This is a genomic window from Hyphomonas oceanitis, assembly GCF_036964545.1.
Taxonomy (GTDB): domain Bacteria; phylum Pseudomonadota; class Alphaproteobacteria; order Caulobacterales; family Hyphomonadaceae; genus Hyphomonas; species Hyphomonas oceanitis.
Genome location: NZ_JBALTL010000003.1, coordinates 312,186 through 329,041, shown reverse-complemented (window position 1 = coordinate 329,041; position 16,856 = coordinate 312,186). Strand labels below are relative to the sequence as shown.

Sequence of the window (16,856 nt, the reverse complement as noted above, 5' to 3'; positions counted from 1 at the left end):
GGCCTGTCAGGCGGCATGGGCGCGTTCATAGGTAAGCATGGCACGTTTGCGCGCCACACCCCAATGATAGTTATGGAGACGGCCGTCGGCTGCAAGGGCCCGGTGACAGGGAATGAACCAGCTGATCGGGTTTGCCCCCACTGCGGCGCCGACCGCGCGGGCGGCTTTCGGGCTGCCCGCCGCGCAGGCGAGCTGGCCATAGGTCTGCGTCGTGCCGGCCGGGATTTCCAGCAGCGCGCGCCAGACTTGGCGCCGGAAAGGCGTGCCATAGAGCGCGACCGGCAGCGGCTCGCCGGACTCGAACACGCGGCGCGCGAACCTGGCGGCTTCACCGTCATCACGGCGTATATCGGCGCCGGGATAGCGGGATGTGAGATCGGTGAAGGCCTGTTTTTCGCCGACACCCTGATGTTCAAAGCCTGTGCGTGTGGGCGCGCCTTCGTCGATGAAGCCAAGGGCAACAAGTCCTCGCGCACCGATCAGCCAGGCCCCCTCGCCAAAGGGCGTCGGCGCCCTTCCGATGATGAGATCAGCCCCTGCCCCGCCGGACTTTGCCTCGCCGGGCGTGAGGCCTTCATGGGCGATAAAAAGATCGTGAAGACGTCCCGGTCCCGAGAGGCCCGTCTCGAAAGCCGCGTCCAGTACGCTGGCGCCCTCGCGCAGCAAGTCGCCCGCCGCGCCATGAGCGAGGGCGGCCTGGAACTGTTTCGGACTGACGCCTGCCCAGCGGGTGAATTCGCGCTGGAAATGGCTGGGCGAGAGATTCATGGCTGCCGCGACGCTGGCAAGGTCCGGCCAGTCGCGCCAGGTGTCGCCGAGGTGATCAAGCGCGTGGGCCATCCGCTCATAGGCGATGGCGCGTTCATCAAGGGGGGTGCATGTCGTTGTCATGAGACCAATGTGCCTTGCGCGAACCGGGGCTGCCACCCGTTTCTTGCGCCGGGGGCGGCTGAACCGAGCTTTTAGCTTCTATGCCTGTGCAGATGCCGCCAAAGCGCTACAAGACACGCAAACACTATCCAGACAGGGAGAAACAGATGACCCAGGGCTTTTCAACACGCGCCATCCATGCCGGAGCGGCACCGGATCCGGTTTCGGGATCGCGCGCCCAGCCGATCCACCAGACAACCAGTTTTGTCTTCCGCGATGCCGAGCACGCCGCGAACCTCTTCGCGCTGCAGGAGTTCGGCAACATCTATACCCGTCTCGGCAATCCGACGACCGGCGCGCTGGAAGCCCGCATCGCTGACCTTGAAGGCGGCACGATGGGCGTTGCGACGGCATCGGGCCACGCGGCGCAGCTGCTGGCCTTCCATGTGCTGATGGAGCCGGGCGCGAATATCGTCGCGGCGCGCCAGCTTTATGGCGGCTCGATCAACCAGCTCTCGCATGCGTTCAAGAAGTTCGGCTGGGGCGTGAAGTTCGTCGATATTGACGATGTCGCGGCGTTCGAGGCGGCTATCGACGACAAGACGCGCGTGATTTTCACCGAGAGCCTCGCCAATCCGGGCGGTCTCGTCACCGACATGAAGGCGATTGCCGATATCGCGCAGCGCCATGGCCTGCCCTACATGGTCGATAATACGATGGCATCGCCTTATCTGTGCCGGCCGCTGGAGCATGGCGCCAATATTATCGTTGAGAGCCTGACCAAGTTCATTGGCGGCCATGGCAACTCGATCGGCGGCATGGTGATCGATGGCGGCAATTTCGACTGGCTGGCCCACAAGGACAAGTTCCCGACCATGGCCAGCCCGCAATCCTACTACAATGACATGGTGTTCGGTGAGGCCTTCGGCGCCCTGCCGCTGGGCCCGGATGGCGCCAATGTGAATATTGCCTTTGCCATTGCGGCGCGAGCCTTCTCGCTGCGCGACCTTGGCCCGGCCATGTCGCCGATGAATGCCTTCCTGATCATGACGGGCTGCGAGACGCTGCCGCTGCGCATGGAGCGCCATTGCGCCAACGCGCTGAAAGTGGCGACCCACCTTCAGGGCCACGAAAAGGTGAGCTGGGTGCGCTATGCAGGCCTCGCCGGAGACCCGCATAATGACCTCGCCAAAACCTACCTGCCCAAGGGCGCAGGCGCTGTGTTCACCTTCGGCCTGAAGGGCGGACATGCGGCAGGCGTGAAGCTGGTCGAAGGCGTGAAACTGTTCAGCCACCTCGCCAATATCGGCGACACGCGCTCGCTGATCATTCACCCGGCGTCAACCACGCACAGCCAGCTGAGCGATGCCCAGAAAACCGCTGCGGGCGCCGCGCCAGACACGGTTCGCCTGTCGGTCGGTATCGAGGATGCTGCCGATATCATTGCAGATCTCGACCAGGCGCTGGCGGCCCTGTAGCGGCCAAGAAAAGCCTTCCCTGTTTGCCTGAACGCCTGCAATGTAGCCGTTTGGTCAAACTGGGAAGGCAACCAGCCCATGGCAGACGCCCGCAGCATTATCCTGCATGAATATCCAACCTCTCCCTTCGCGGAGAAGGTTCGCCTGACGCTGAAACTGAAGAACCTCGCCTATTCGCGCGTGGAGATTCCGGTGATCATGCCGCGGCCCGACCTGATGCCGCTGACGGGTGGCTATCGCCGCACGCCGGTGATGCAGATCGGCGCAGACATTTATTGCGACACGGCGATTATCCTGCGCGAACTGGAGTCGCGGTTCGCGACGGTTTCGCTGCGCACACCGGGCCATGAGGGCCTTGGCCAGATGGTCGCGGGCTGGGCGGATTCGCGCTGGTTCCAGTCGTCGGTCGCAATCATCTTTGGCGAGCGGGCAGACACGGTGCCCGAAGCCTTCAAGAAAGACCGCGAAGCGCTGTCAGGCCGGCCTTTCGACACTGAAGGCATGAAACAGGTAGCGCCGATGATGCGCGACCAGTGGCGCGCGCGGCTTATGCTGATTGAAGAGCGCCTGCAGGCCGGCAAGGGCGCAGGGGCCGGCATTTACCTGATCGGCGCCAAGCCCGGTTTTGTCGACGTCCATGCCTACATGAATGTCTGGTTCATGATGAATACGGTGCCGGACTTTGCCAATGAATGCCTCGAGAACGCGCCGCTGACACGGGCCTGGTATGACCGGCTTACCGAGACAGAAGGCCAGGAACCGGAAACGATCACGTCGGCTGAAGCGCTGGCCATCGGCAAGGCCGCCGCGCCAAGGCTTGTCTCCGCAACGACGAAGAGTGAGCCTCAGGGCTTTTCACCGGGAGACCCGGTCGCCGTTGCGCCCGACGATTATGGTCAGGTCTGGGTGGAAGGCGAACTCGTCCATGCGGACGCCCAGCGCATCATCTTGCAGCGCACATCACCGGAAGCCGAGACGATCCATGTCCACTTCCCGCGCGCCGGATTCCTCGTGCGCCGGGTCTGAGCAATTACAATATAGCGAAAAAGAAAAACGCCGCCCTCTTTCGGGGGCGGCGTTTGATTGTGGACGGATTGTCCGGGACTAGAACTTCACGCCAGCCTTGACGTACACGAAGCGGCCCGAGCTGCCGTATGGAATGTAACCGGAGAACGGCGTGTTGCCGGTGCCGTTGAACGGCGAAGGCGTACCATACTCGTCGAACAGGTTGTCCGCACCAAGTGACAGGGTTACGCGCTCGTTCCAGGTGTAACGGCCCTCGAGATCGATAATGGTGGCTGGGTCGATCGTATAGTCGTTCGCCGCATTGGAATCGGGCACCAGCACTTCGCCATAACGCACGGCTCTGAACGTCACGCCAAATGCGTCTTTTTCCCAATCAAGTGAAGCGGTGAACTTGTCCGAAGGCGTTCCTTCTTCAAACGTTTTCACATTCACGCGTCCAAACAGTGTTGGAGCTGGGCTAAGGGCAGAAAGCGTCGGCACTTCAGGCACGGCTGTCACGTCAGTCGAGTTGAAGTTGGCGCCCAAGGTGGCTGTAAAGCGGCCAACTTCGGTTTCCCCAAAAGCATAGCTCGACACAATGTCGATACCCGTCGTCTCTGTATCCACACCGTTCAGGAAGAAACGGCCTGCGGCTCCGGCAAAGCCTTGCGACGCAAGATAGGCAGTGACGGCATCCGATGCCGCATTGCCTGGGCTCGTACCCAGGTTTTCAGACAGGACGATCCGGTCGTTCACATCAATACGATAGGCATCAACCGTCAGGTTAAACCCGCCCGAGCGGTACACGGCACCAATCGAATAGTTGACCGACTCTTCTGCTTTCAGGTCCTGAGCACCCAAAGCGCGAGCGACAGGGTCTGTAACCGGGAATGTCGTCACATCGAACGGAACGCCCTGAGCGTTGAAGTTGGTCGAAGTGGTCTGGAAGTACTGCTGCTGCAGAGAAGGTGCACGGAAGCCGTTCTGGATGGAGCCCCTCAATGCAAACGCATCGTTGAAATCATAACGCGCCGCCAGTTTTCCGGTGACCGTTTCACCGAAGTCTGAATAGGATTCAACACGCACAGCACCCGAGACCAGCAATTCATCCGTCACATTTGCTTCGAGATCCAGGTAGGCGCCTACGGCAGTGCGATCTTCATCGACTTCATTCTTAGGCTGGAAACCAGGAAATACCTGGCTGCCTGCTGACGCCGCGTTTCCGTTTGGAAGAATGACCCCACCATAACGGTAGCTATCAGGTTCGCCCGCATTGATCTCATACATTTCCTGGCGCGCTTCGATGCCCCACGCGACGTTCAGATCAGACGCAAGTCCATCAACGGCGAAGCCTTTCACGGCCGAGAGGTTGCCGACGACCTGGCTGTATTTGAAGCCGCCAGCATCAAATGACGTCTTGGACGACGGCCCAATGGACGCATTGAGCGTATTCTCAATGGTGAATTGCATCTCGTTTGAGCCGTAAACGACGGACGCATCCATATCCCAGCCTGCCGCCTCAAAACGAGCGCCACCCGCAACCGAAGCATCGGTCGTTTCAGGTGAAATCAGAGGAAGGAAGCCGTTGGGATAGATCTCGATGACGTTACGCGAGTCCAGCGCCCGACGGTAGAAGCCAGCGGAACTCGTGTCACGGTTTTGATAGCTGGCCCAACCATAGAGCTCCACGCCATTCGTGAGGTCATAACCCGCATTTGCAAAGACCGTGGCCTGTTCGAGCTCTGGCTCACCCGTCCAGCCATTGAAGCGATTGATAACAGCCTCACCCGGATTGGGCTGCCCACCGACATCGGGATATTGTTGGCGAACATCATAACCCGACCGCTCTGTATGCTGCTGATCTTTGACCTCTGCCGAGATCGTCAGATAGCCATCTTCGCCGAGATGGAAGCCTTTCCATCCAGACAGTGTAACGACGTGACCATCAGAGCGGTCGCGCTGAATCTGGGCTGGCGCAGAGATGACGGGCGTTCCGCCAACCGTTGCGGGAGTTCCCACAGGCACACTATATTCGGTTTCGCGCCAGCCATAGCTGACTTCGGCCGCGCCGCCTTCAGCCGCTTCGCGCAGATTGACGTTGATCACGCCGGCGATGGCGTCAGAGCCGTACTGGGCCGAGGCACCGTCGCGCAGGACTTCAATACCGGAGACAGCCATGGTTGGAATCGTATTCAGGTCGACAGCTGACGATCCACGGCCGATTGATCCGTTTACGTTGACCAGAGACGCCATGTGACGGCGCTTGCCGTTGACGAGAACCAGTGTCTGGTCCGGGCCGAGGCCACGAAGCGAAGCCGGGCGAACCGAGTCCGTACCGTCATTGAGAGCGGGGCGTGGGAAGTTGAAAGAGGGGAGCTGGACCGACAGGGCCTGGTTCAGTTCGCCGATACCGATTTTCTCGAGCGTGGCAGACGACACGATGTCGACAGCAACGGCTGTATCAAGAGCGGAACGGTTGGCAACGCGTGTGCCCAGCGTAACGACAGTCTCGAGCTGGCGGTCAGCCTCGGGCGCCGTTTCTTCCTGGGCGATCGCAGGTGCGGTTATGGATGCGATGACAGCAGCGGCTGCAGCCGTACGCAGAACAGTTTTGAACTGCACGATAGTAGTCCTCCTTGACGAACGTGGTTCCCGGCATTGGGAGACCACTTGAAGCTGACCCGGCTTTGGGCTTTGAATCTAAACAGAGAGTGGACATCCCCGGATAAATCACAAGTGGACGTAGCGTTTTCCGCCGGGCATGTTGTAATTATGACACTCCTGTCATACTCACGCGAAAGTATCTCCGATGGCACGAAGACTTTGTCTGATCACGGGCGCCTCCGCAGGTATCGGCGCCGAGTTTGCCCGTCAGTATGCGGCGCTTGGCTGGGACCTGGCGCTGACAGCGCGCCGCACCGACCGGCTTGAGGCCCTGGCCAAGGAGCTGGAAAGCGCCCACGGGATATCTGCGATCACGATTGCCGAAGATCTCGCCAAGCCAGAGGCGGTGGATGCGATCCTCGCCGCACTGGAAGCGAAGGGGCGCCATGTGGACGCGCTTGTGAACAATGCGGGCTACGGCCTGCCCGGCACATTCTTCAACACGTCATGGGAGGAGCAGGCTGATTTCATACGCGTGCTCTACACGGCGCCGGTTGAGCTGGCCCACAAGGTGCTGCCCGGGATGGCAGAGCGTGGCTATGGCCGCATCATCAATGTCGCCTCGCTGGCCGGCTATGCCGCTGGCAGCGCGGGGCATACGCTTTACGGAAGCGTCAAGGCCGCGATGATCAAGTTCACGGAGAGCCTGAATGCCGAATGCGCCGCCACCGGCCAGACGGACATCCACTGCACGGCGCTCTGCCCCGGCTTCACCTGGAGCGAGTTCCACGATGTGAACGGCACGCGCGAGGACACGAACAAGATGCCGAAATGGATGTGGATGGAGGCGGCCCCCGTCGTGAAGGCCGGGATCGACGCGGTCAATCGCGGCCAGCCGGTTGTCGTGCCCGGCAGCGCAAACAAGGCGCTGGCCACGCTCACACGCATCCTGCCCGAATCGCTGGGACGGGCCATGGTCAGCGCCCAGTCTAAACGCTATCGGCGAATGGACACTTAAAGCTGGCCTGCGTTGTTGCACCGCACAATCTGGCCATGACTCTTGCCTGTATCGCACTATACTAAGCAAAACGACCAGAGATCGTGGAGGATATTATGGACGGCGCTGCAGGCGACACACTTGAACAATCCCCAGTCATGACAGGGCTTTTGCCCGCCATGGCCGACGCCGTCATGGCGCTTGAAGCCTATGTCGATGCCGCCACACTGGCCGCCGGCAAGCAGCTGAAAACGGCCGATGGCAAACCTGACCGCAAGGCGCTGGAGCGCCAGCAGCACATGGCGCACGGCCTGGCATGGCTCGCAACCTATCTCGAAACCCTCCGCCAGACATCCGAATGGGCCTCACGCATCGACTCTGAAGGCAAGTTCGGTGAGGTCGAAGCGCTCCTCTCGCAAATCCTGTTCAGCGAATACCTCGCGCAGATCGTCAGCGGAATCCCGATGAACCAGGGCGAGACGATCCGTCCGCACGAATTGGGCACGCTGAAAGAAGCTGACGCGCTGTTCGAAACGGCCGTCATCAAGCGCCTTGTGCTTGAGGGCAAGACAACCGCCTCGATGGCCGCCGCAGCAAAATTGCTGCCGGATGCGCTCAGCCGCAACACGGTGGAAGAGACCGGCCTCGACGAGACCATGAGCATGGTCCGCGAACAATTCGCGAAATTCGCCAGCGACAAGATCAAGCCACACGCCCATGGCTGGCATATCCGCAATGACTATATCCCGATGGATGTTGTCAGCGAGATGGCTGAGCTTGGCGTGTTCGGCCTGACCATCCCGGAAGAATTCGGCGGCTTTGGCATGGGCAAGATCGCCATGTGTGTCGTCTCCGAAGAACTTTCGCGTGGCTATATCGGCACCGGCTCGCTCGGCACACGCAGCGAGATTGCAGCCGAGTTGATCCTGATTGGCGGCACGGACGACCAGAAAACCCAATGGCTGCCCAAGATTGCCAGCGGCGAAATCCTGCCGACCGCCGTGTTCACCGAACCGAACACCGGCTCAGACCTTGGCAGCCTGCGCACACGCGCCGTAGAAACCGAGGACGGCAGCGAATACGCCATCACCGGCAACAAGACATGGATCACCCACCCGGTCCGCGCCGATGTGATGACAGTGCTGGCCCGTACCGATCCGGCTACGAACAATTTCTCCGGCCTGTCGATGTTCCTGGCTGAAAAGCCGCGCGGCGACGATGCCAACCCCTTCCCTGCCACCGGCATGACCGGCGGCGAGATCGAGGTGATCGGTTATCGCGGCATGAAGGAATACGAGATCGGCTTTGACGATTTCCGTGTGAAATCGGAAAACCTGCTCGGCGGTGTCGAGGGCCAGGGCTTCCGCCAGCTGATGGCGACATTCGAAAGCGCCCGCATCCAGACGGCTGCACGAGGCATTGGCGTGGCACAGAACGCGTTCGAGATTGGCCTGCAATATGCGCTGGACCGGAACCAGTTCGGACACCCGATCTTCTCGTTCCCGCGCGTCTCGAACAAGCTGGTCATGATGGCCGCCGAACTGATCGGCGTGCGCCAGCTGACCTATTTCTCGGCGCGCCAGAAGGATGCCGACAAGCGCTGCGACCTTGAAGCCGGCATGGCAAAACTGCTCGCCGCCCGCGTTGCATGGGCCGCTGCCGATAATGCGCTGCAGATCCACGGCGGCAATGGCTTCGCTGTCGAATACCCGATCAGCCGCGTGCTGGCCGATGCGCGCATCCTCAACATCTTTGAGGGCGCAGGCGAGGTGCAGGCCATGGTCATTACCCGCCGCCTTCTTGAAAGCGGCAACTGACCTGATCTGAAAATAATTGCGGGCAGGACGTGAACCCGTTTGCGTTCTGCCCGTTGCTCTCGTTCGCGCGCAGCTTCCCGACCCCCGCGCGAAGGGAGGCCTTATGGCGCAAACAGATTCGACGACAGAAACCGAAAAACGTGACCTTCGCACCGGCGAGCCCTTCTGGCTCGCAGATGGCGCACCCAATCTTGCCGTTCGCAAGACACCCAAGCATTCGACCTATGACGTCATCATCGCCGGATCAGGCATCAGCGGCGCGCTGACGGCCTGGCATTTGTGCGACGGGAAGCGTCGTGTTTTGTTGATCGACCGCCGACCCCCGGTGACAGGCTCCACCCCGGCCAGCACGGCAATGATCCAGTACGAGATCGACACGCCTCTGTTCAAACTGTCGGAGATGATCGGACAGGACAAGGCGCGCCGGGCCTGGAAACGCTCGGCAAAGGCGGTTCAGCGGCTCGGCGAGATTGTCCGACTGGAAAACATTCCCTGCGGCTACACGGAAAAGCCTGCGCTCTATCTTGCCGGGGACGAATTCGGTTTCCGCGCCCTCCAAACGGAACAGGCCGCTCGCGAGGCGGCCGGGCTGACATCCCGCTTCATTCCCGCACAGGAATTGCGGGAGACCTATGGCATGGACCGTACCGGCGCGCTGCTCAGCGAACCGTCCGCTTCGGCGGACCCGGCGCAGCTAACGGCCGGCCTGCTCCGCCGGGCGATGGATTCAGGGCTCGAAATCGTTTCACCAATGGAAGTATGCGATTTCGTGGCGACAGGCGCTCAGGCGGCGCTCACACTGTCAAACGACCAGATCCTGACATGCGGCCATGCCGTGTTCTGCACGGGCTATGAGTTCCTGAAATCGCTTGAGAGCCGCGAGCACCGGATCATATCGACCTGGGCGATCGCGGCCCGGCCACGCGGCAAGCTACCCGGCTGGCTGGACGATCACATCGTCTGGGAAGGATCCGACCCCTACCTTTATTTCCGCACGCACACGGATGGGCATGTCGTTATCGGAGGGGAGGACGAGCCTTTCGAGACGGGTCACATGAACGCGGCCAAGCTGCAACGCAAGACCGCAACGCTGGTCGAAAAGTTCGAAAAACTCACGGGCGTTTCGCTCTATCCGCCAGCCCATCGCTGGGCGGCAGCATTTGGCGAATCCACCACAGGCCTTCCCTTCCTTGGCCCCGTTCCGGGACACTCCCATGTCCACGCCCTGATGGGATTTGGGGGCAATGGTATCACTTTCAGCGTGATAGGAGCGGAAATCGTTGCCGCAGCGATTGCAGGCAAGCCAGACCCGGACGCGTCGATCTTCGCCTTTCCAAGCGATACCGACGCGCCCTGAAGTCCTAGCGGATCTCGCCCTTTAGCGGTTCGATATCATCCGGCTCGTGCTGGATGATGACCTTGGCGCCGAGACGTTCGGCGCGCGCTTCGAATGCATCCATTGAGACCAGCGTTTCAGCTTCATCAAAGTTGAAGCGCGGCACGCGTTTCAGTTCGCGGCTTTCCTTGCGGTGATAGAGGTCACCCGTCAGCAGGACAGCGCCGCTTTCCGGCATCATCAGCTGCAGCGAAGAATGCCCCGGCGTATGGCCGGGCGTCTGGAAGATCACGACCGTGCCGTCGCCGAACACGTCATACTCGTCATCAATCAGTTGCTGTTCCATCGGGCTGAACATGGCGAAAGTCGGCGCGAGGCTCGGGTCATAAGGCGCGGACCCATCGGGCGGGAACATGGCGTCCTTTTCCTTCTGGTTCACCAGCCAGGTCGAGCCCTGAATCTGATCAACCTGACCGGTATGATCGAAATGGCTGTGGGAAATGGCGACATAGTCGATTTCAGACGGCACGACGTTCAGCGCGCCCAGCTGCTCTGTCAGCGACGTATCCATCGACACAGTGAACACGCCCTGCGTCACTGGGCCGTTACCGACCAGCATGCCCGGCAGGCCGAGATCCCAAAGCAATATTCCTTTGGGATGGCGCACAAGGTAGCACGTATCAACGAGCGTATCGGTTTGACCCGCATAGTCGCCCGCGGACGAGAAGCCGTCCATGTCCGAGACTTCAAGCTTGCCGCAATCGAGCACGTCGACATGGAGCGGCGCTTCGGCCTCCACTGTTTCGACGGTGGCTTCCGCCTCGGGCGCAGCGGCTTCTGCTTCTGGCGCAGGCGCTTTCGGCGCACAGGCCGCCAGCACGGCCGCAGTCGACGCGGCAATCATCAAATGTGTCAGGCGCATTGTCGTCCCCTTCAGGTGAGTCGGGCAGAAACTAGGTGTTTTTGGCGTCGAGGGATAGCGTCTGCCCGTCCGGGGCGATCACCCGATAGAAACAGCTGTCGCGGCCTGTATGGCAGGCGCCGCCTGTCTGGTTTACGCGCAGCAGAACGGCGTCCTGGTCGCAATCCACGCGAACCTCGACCACTTCTTGAATATGGCCTGACGTATCGCCCTTTACCCATAGCTCGCCGCGCGAACGCGACCAGTAGGTCGCCCGCCCGGTCGACACTGTCGCCGCAAGGGCCTCGGCATTCATCCAGGCCAGCATGAGCACTTCGCCGCTGGTGGCGTCCTGCGCGATGGCCGCGATCAGGCCGTCGGCATTGAACCTGGGGCGTAATTCGCGGGTCTCGTCCTGTGCGCTGCCCGAGAGAGGGAGAGAATAGTGGGTCATGTACGCCTCCATAGTTCAGGACCGCCAGACGCGCCAGCGGAACCCGCGCCGCTATGGCACGCTATGTGAGGAGAAAAAGGGGAATGCAAAATGGAATGGTTTGTTTCAAGCCCGCGATCGCTAATGCTCATCGCTGCGTCGGCAGCAGCGATGTATCTGGCGCTGATCATCCTCACGCGCCTGGCCGGCGTGCGCAGTTTCTCAAAAATGAGTGGATTTGATTTCGCCGTCACGGTGTCGATCGGCTCCGTATTGGCATCTGTTATCCTGACAAAGGATCCCCCCGTGGCGCAGGGCATCGCCGCGCTTGCGGCGCTGTTTGCGCTGCAGATGGGTGTCGCCGCATTGCGGGTCTATTCAGATAAGTTTGAAGGTAGCACCAACAACAAGCCGCGCCTCATCATGGCGAATGGCGAGATGCTGCGCGACCAGATGAACAAGGCGAAGATCACCGAGAGCGACCTCCTGGGCAAGTTGCGTGAGGCAAACGTGCTCGACTTTTCACAGGTCGATGCGGCGGTCGCGGAAACGACGGGCGATATTTCTGTCCTTCACCGTGCGCGCGGCGACACGCCACTCGCGGCAAACTTGCTCGAAGGCGTGATTGGCGCCGAGCATTACAGGCCCGAGCCGATACGGACATAATCGCGCGCTGCCCTTTTGCCGGAATGCGGTCTAGAGTGGCAAAAAATAACGGAGGAAACCGGCATGGCCGCCTATACGCAAATCCTGGAAGACCTGAACGAGGGCGTTCTGACGCTGACCCTGAACCGGCCGGATCGGCTGAATGCGTGGACGCCGGTGATGCAGGCCGAGCTGGAAACCGCCATCCGCGCGGCCGGCGACAATCAGAATGTGCGTTGCATTATCGTTACCGGTGCGGGTCGAGGCTTCTGCGCCGGGGCCGACATGAACCATCTGCAGGACATTCAGGGCGACACCGATGCGGGCGCCAAATCTGCGACTGCAAGTGTCGAGCGCGGCGCGCCAAAGGGGCTGGAGAAAATCTATGATGGCCGCTTCGGCTATCTCTATGCCTGCCCCAAGCCCATCATCGCGGCCATTAACGGCCCCTGCGCGGGCATCGGCCTGATCTTTGCGCTCTTTGCCGACATGCGCTTTGCCGGCGAGGACGCCAAGTTCACCACCGCTTTCGCCCAGCGCGGCCTGATTGCCGAGCATGGCATTGGCTGGCTCCTGCCCCGCCTCGTCGGCGAGGCCAATGCGCTCGATCTCCTGTTCACTGCACGTGTCTTCAAGGGCGACGAGGCGGCCGATCTCGGTCTCGTCAACAAGGCGTTGCCTTCCAATGAACTTATGCCCCATGTGATGAAGCTCGCAGGTCACCTTTCGAAAATGGTCTCGCCCCGCTCCGTCGCCGTGATGAAACGCCAGGTTCGCGCGTCCTATTTCCAGTCCTATTCGGAGAGCCTCGCAGAGGCAGATATTGCAATGGCGGACAGCTTCACGACATTCGACTTCAAGGAAGGCGTTGCGAGCTTTGTCGAGCGCCGCCAACCGGCCTTCCAGGGCAAGTAGACAGGAATAGAAGCCATGAAACGCCGCATTGATATCGTCGAAGTGGGCCCGCGCGACGGATTGCAGAACGACCCAGCCGATCTTAGCGTCTCGCAGAAGCTGGAATTCATTGCCCGGCTGGAAGAGGCGGGCGTGCGGCGCATGGAATCGGGCAGCTTCGTCAACCCGAAAGCCGTGCCCAAGATGGCGGATTCCGCCGCCGTGTTTGCGGGTGTCGACCGTTCCAAACCGACGCGCCACATTGCCCTCGCGCTGAACGAAAAGGGCGTGCGCCGGGCGATTGATGCCGGCGCCGATGAGATCAATTTCGTGCTTGTGGCCGGCGAGACGTTCGGCCGCCGCAATCAGGGCATGAGCCCGCAGGAGAGCGCAGACATGCTCGCCCAGTGTGCCCCGCTGATCCTTGAAGCCGGTATTCCCCTGTCAGCGACCATCTCCGTTGCCTTTGGCGATCCGTTCGATGGCGACGTGGATATTGCGGTTGTCGGCAATCTCGCTGCGCAGGCCCAGCGGGCGGGCGTCAATGAGCTTGCCCTTGGCGATACGATTGGCGTGGCAACGCCATGGGACGTGCGCGCGGCCATCGAACGGGTGCGCATGGAGGCGCCGGACGTTTACCTCCGCATGCATTTCCATGACACGCGCGGCGCTGGCCTCGCGAATGTCGCAGCGGCCGTCGAAGCGGGCGTCGATGTGATTGATGCCAGCTGCGGCGGCATTGGCGGCTGCCCGTTTGCGCCAGCCGCAACGGGCAATGTGGCCACTGAAGACGTGGTCTACATGCTGGAACGGGCCGGATTCGAGACAGGTCTCGACCTCGGCAAGCTGATCGATACCGCACACTGGCTGGAGAAAGTACTCCAGCATCCGGTGTCGTCGTCGCTCAGCCGCGCAGGCGCATTCCCGCCAGCAAAAGTGCCTGCCTGATCAGCTATTCGGCTGACAGGCGGGCGGCTTCCTCGTCCGACAGCTCGGAATTGTCGTAGACGTTTTGCACGTCATCAAGTTCGTCGAGCACATCGAGCAGTTTCATCAGCGTGTCGGCAGAATCACCATCAATCGGAATATTGTTCTGCGGTTTCCAGATCAGCTTGGTCGACTTGGCTTCCACATCGGCGCCGAAATGCTCGGCCAGGGCATCGGCGACCGTTTGAAGGTCTTCCCGCACCGTATAGATCCAGTGGGATTCCTCATCGGTTTCAACGTCTGAGGCACCCGCAAGGATTGCGGCTTCCATGACTTCGTCCTCGGTGCCAACCGAGAGCGGATATTCGATCTCTCCAACCTGGTCGAAGCTGAAGGAGACAGAGCCCGTTTCGCCGAGATTGCCGCCATTCTTGGAGAAAGCCGAGCGCACATCGGTCGCGGTGCGGTTCTTGTTGTCGGTCGAGGCCTCGACAATGATGCCGACGCCGCCGGGACCGAAGCCTTCATAGCGGATATCAACATAATCATCGCCGCCGCCGCCCTGGCCCTTGTCGATGGCGCGCTGGATATTGTCCTTCGGGACCGACTGGCCCTTGGCGTTCTGGATGGCGAGACGCAGGCGCGGGTTACCGTCCGGGTCAGGTCCGCCCATTTTTGACGCGATCGTGATCTCTTTCGACAGGCGCGCAAATTTGACGGCGCGCTTCTTGTCCTGCGCGCCTTTGCGGTGCTGGATATTTGCCCATTTACTATGGCCGGCCATGAAAACCTCTTCGGGGGGTCAGAAACGTGAAGCGTGCGCTTTAGCGCAGGATGGCCAAAGCGCCAAGCTCCCCGGCGACAGCCCTTGCAGAGCGCTGGCAAATCCTGAAAGCTGCAAAAAAATCCGGGAGAGGAAACCAGTATGCGCCACCGCATGATTTCGCTATGCGCCATTGCCCTGTCAGCCTGCGCCAGCCAGGCAACTGCCCCTGAGGCGCTTGCGCCCGAAACGACTGCAGCTCCTGCTATTCCCGCGCCGCCCGAAGCCGGTATTGCAACTGAGGCGACGCGCGAAGCCAATGCCGCGCTGGCCGCGCGCCTCCCGCTGGACGAGCAGAGCGATGTGGAAGATGCCGCCCGCGGTCGGATCGCCTATATTGATGCGCCCGCCATTCTCGCCGAGGACGGCCATGTGGTCTGGGCCATCCCGCAATTCGACTTCCTTAAGGGCGATGCGCCGGACACGGTGAACCCGTCGCTGTGGCGCCAGTCGCGTCTTGCAGCGGAACACGGCCTGTTCGAGGTCGGCGACGGCATATGGCAGGTGCGGGGCTATGATCTCTCCGTGATGAGCGTGATCGAGGGCAAGACCGGCTGGATCATCGTCGATCCGCTGACCAGCACGGAGACCGCCAGCGCGGCACTGAAACTGGTCAATGACACGCTGGGCGAGCGCCCGGTCACCGGGCTTCTCTACACACACAGCCATGCGGACCATTTCGGCGGGGCGCGCGGCGTGTTGAGCCAGGAAGACGCTGCTGAGCGCAATGTACCGATCCTCGCGCCGGTTGGCTTTCTTGAGCATGCCGTCAGCGAGAACCTGATCGCGGGCAACCAGATGAGCCGCCGCTCGACCTTCATGTTCGGCAACACGATTCCGCGCAGCCCGACGGCGCATGTCGGTTCAGGCCTCGGCCCCGGCCTGCCACAAGGCACGATCAGCCTGATCGCGCCGACCGAAGAGATTTCCGGGCGTGGCACACAGCGCGTGATTGATGGCGTAACGTTTGAGTTCATCGACGCAGCGGGCACAGAAGCGCCCGCCGAGTTCATGTTCTACCTGCCGGAAAAGCGCGCGCTGTGCACGGCTGAAGTCGTGACCGCGACGTTCCATAATCTGTTGACGCCGCGCGGCGCAAAAGTGCGCGATGCGCTCGGCTGGAGCCGGGCCATCGACTATGTGCTGGAAACCTATGGCGACAAGGCCGACGTTGTCTTCGCCTCCCACCACTGGCCGACCTGGGGCGAGGAGAATGTCGACACGCTGCTGGAGGGCCAGCGCGACATCTATCGCTATGTCCATGACCAGACCCTGCGCGCGGCAAATGCCGGCGCAACGATGACCGAGGCCGCCGAGGCGGTTGAGGAACCGGCCTTCGAGAGCGAGGCCGATGCCTTCAATACGCGCGGCTATTACGGCACGCTGAATCATAATGCCAAGGCGGTTTACCAATACTATTTCGGCTGGTGGGGCGGTGTCCCGGCCGAGTATTACGAGCTGCCGCATGTTGTGACGGCGGCGCGTTATGTCGAGGCCATGGGCGGGCTGGATGCGACGCTCGCCGTGGGGGCGAAGGCCTTCGAGGCGGGGGATTACCGCTGGGCGGCGGAAGTGTTCAACCATGCCGTCTTTGCCGAGCCGGAAAGCGAGACCGCCCGCAACTGGCTGGCCGCGACCTATGAACAGCTTGGCTTCCAGGCCGAGAGCGGCGCGTGGCGCAGCTATTTCCTGGTTGGCGCCAGCGAGCTGCGCAATGGCATTCCGAGCCTCGGCAATCCGCAGCTCGGCAATCCGGAATTCCTGCGCGCAGTCAAATCGATCGACCTGATGGACTCGCTCGCGGCCCGGTACAATCCGGCGAAAATGACGGCGGAGCCCTTTGCCGTGAACCTCATCTTCCCGGACCGGGATGAGGCGATGACGCTGCACCTTGGCAAGTCTGTCCTCGTGCCGCGTGAGGGAAGCGTCGAGGATGCCGCCGTGACGCTGACGCTCAACCGCTCCGTGTTCGACCTTGTGCTCCTTGGCAAGACGACGCTGCCGGAACAGCTCCAGTCAGGTGCCGCGACCGTCAGCGGCAATCCGGCCATGCTGCAGGCCTTCTTCGGCACGCTAGACCGGCCCGACTTCTGGTTCCCGGTGGTGACGCCTTAGGCCGTCTTTCC

General features: G+C 61.4%; 14 protein-coding genes. 9 read left to right on the top strand and 5 right to left on the bottom strand.

Annotated elements, in window-relative coordinates; genetic code table 11:
• Positions 1 to 6 precede the first annotated feature (6 nt).
• Complete coding sequence (locus tag V7651_RS10810) at positions 7 to 891, bottom strand: bifunctional helix-turn-helix domain-containing protein/methylated-DNA--[protein]-cysteine S-methyltransferase (RefSeq protein ID WP_335590153.1); 885 nt, start codon at positions 889 to 891, stop codon at positions 7 to 9.
• A gap of 146 nt (positions 892 to 1,037) precedes the next feature.
• Here V7651_RS10810 and V7651_RS10805 point away from each other — a divergent pair, with 146 nt between their 5' ends.
• Both V7651_RS10805 and V7651_RS10800 read left to right on the top strand, forming a co-directional pair.
• Positions 1,038 to 2,348 carry an O-acetylhomoserine aminocarboxypropyltransferase gene (locus V7651_RS10805; RefSeq protein ID WP_335590154.1) on the top strand — a complete coding sequence of 437 codons (1,311 nt, stop codon included), beginning with the start codon at positions 1,038 to 1,040 and terminating at the stop codon, positions 2,346 to 2,348.
• A gap of 78 nt (positions 2,349 to 2,426) precedes the next feature.
• On the top strand, positions 2,427 to 3,374 hold the full coding sequence (locus V7651_RS10800; protein WP_335590155.1) for a glutathione S-transferase: 948 nt from the start codon (positions 2,427 to 2,429) through the stop codon (positions 3,372 to 3,374).
• A gap of 78 nt (positions 3,375 to 3,452) precedes the next feature.
• Here the strand turns inward: V7651_RS10800 and V7651_RS10795 are convergent, their stop codons facing one another.
• Positions 3,453 to 5,975, bottom strand: coding sequence for a TonB-dependent receptor plug domain-containing protein (locus tag V7651_RS10795; protein ID WP_335590156.1), 2,523 nt, complete (start codon positions 5,973 to 5,975; stop codon positions 3,453 to 3,455).
• 187 nt (positions 5,976 to 6,162) lie between these two features.
• Between V7651_RS10795 and V7651_RS10790 the strand changes: the two genes are divergently transcribed.
• The 3 genes from V7651_RS10790 (at position 6,163) to V7651_RS10780 (ending at position 10,128) form a co-directional block, all read left to right on the top strand.
• Positions 6,163 to 6,975 carry an SDR family NAD(P)-dependent oxidoreductase gene (locus V7651_RS10790; protein ID WP_335590157.1) on the top strand — a complete coding sequence of 271 codons (813 nt, stop codon included), beginning with the start codon at positions 6,163 to 6,165 and terminating at the stop codon, positions 6,973 to 6,975.
• 95 nt (positions 6,976 to 7,070) lie between these two features.
• Positions 7,071 to 8,771, top strand: a complete 1,701-nt coding sequence (locus tag V7651_RS10785) for an acyl-CoA dehydrogenase family protein (RefSeq protein ID WP_335613201.1) — start codon at positions 7,071 to 7,073, stop codon at positions 8,769 to 8,771.
• A gap of 103 nt (positions 8,772 to 8,874) precedes the next feature.
• Positions 8,875 to 10,128 carry an NAD(P)/FAD-dependent oxidoreductase gene (locus V7651_RS10780; RefSeq protein WP_335590159.1) on the top strand — a complete coding sequence of 418 codons (1,254 nt, stop codon included), beginning with the start codon at positions 8,875 to 8,877 and terminating at the stop codon, positions 10,126 to 10,128.
• 4 nt (positions 10,129 to 10,132) lie between these two features.
• Here V7651_RS10780 and V7651_RS10775 read toward each other — a convergent pair whose 3' ends face one another.
• Positions 10,133 to 11,029, bottom strand: coding sequence for an N-acyl homoserine lactonase family protein (locus V7651_RS10775; RefSeq protein ID WP_335590160.1), 897 nt, complete (start codon positions 11,027 to 11,029; stop codon positions 10,133 to 10,135).
• Between the two features lie 31 nt (positions 11,030 to 11,060).
• Positions 11,061 to 11,462, bottom strand: coding sequence for a phosphoribosyl-AMP cyclohydrolase (hisI, locus tag V7651_RS10770; RefSeq protein ID WP_335590161.1), 402 nt, complete (start codon positions 11,460 to 11,462; stop codon positions 11,061 to 11,063).
• A gap of 90 nt (positions 11,463 to 11,552) precedes the next feature.
• Between hisI and V7651_RS10765 the strand changes: the two genes are divergently transcribed.
• The 3 genes from V7651_RS10765 to V7651_RS10755 all read left to right on the top strand — a co-directional run bounded on the left by V7651_RS10765 (position 11,553) and on the right by V7651_RS10755 (position 13,928).
• Positions 11,553 to 12,107 (top strand): DUF421 domain-containing protein, encoded by a 555-nt coding sequence (locus V7651_RS10765; RefSeq protein WP_035536664.1) that lies wholly within the window; start codon positions 11,553 to 11,555, stop codon positions 12,105 to 12,107.
• Positions 12,108 to 12,170: 63 nt separating this feature from the next.
• Positions 12,171 to 13,001, top strand: a complete 831-nt coding sequence (locus V7651_RS10760) for an enoyl-CoA hydratase (RefSeq protein WP_335590162.1) — start codon at positions 12,171 to 12,173, stop codon at positions 12,999 to 13,001.
• A gap of 15 nt (positions 13,002 to 13,016) precedes the next feature.
• Positions 13,017 to 13,928 carry a hydroxymethylglutaryl-CoA lyase gene (locus V7651_RS10755; RefSeq protein WP_335590163.1) on the top strand — a complete coding sequence of 304 codons (912 nt, stop codon included), beginning with the start codon at positions 13,017 to 13,019 and terminating at the stop codon, positions 13,926 to 13,928.
• Between the two features lie 4 nt (positions 13,929 to 13,932).
• On the opposite strand, the gene V7651_RS10750 is transcribed toward V7651_RS10755, so the two are convergent.
• On the bottom strand, positions 13,933 to 14,691 hold the full coding sequence (locus tag V7651_RS10750) for a YebC/PmpR family DNA-binding transcriptional regulator (RefSeq protein WP_335590164.1): 759 nt from the start codon (positions 14,689 to 14,691) through the stop codon (positions 13,933 to 13,935).
• A gap of 141 nt (positions 14,692 to 14,832) precedes the next feature.
• Between V7651_RS10750 and V7651_RS10745 the strand changes: the two genes are divergently transcribed.
• Entirely contained in the window at positions 14,833 to 16,845 is a 2,013-nt protein-coding gene (locus V7651_RS10745) for an alkyl/aryl-sulfatase (protein ID WP_335613200.1), read from the top strand.
• The last annotated feature ends 11 nt before the right edge of the window (positions 16,846 to 16,856 follow it).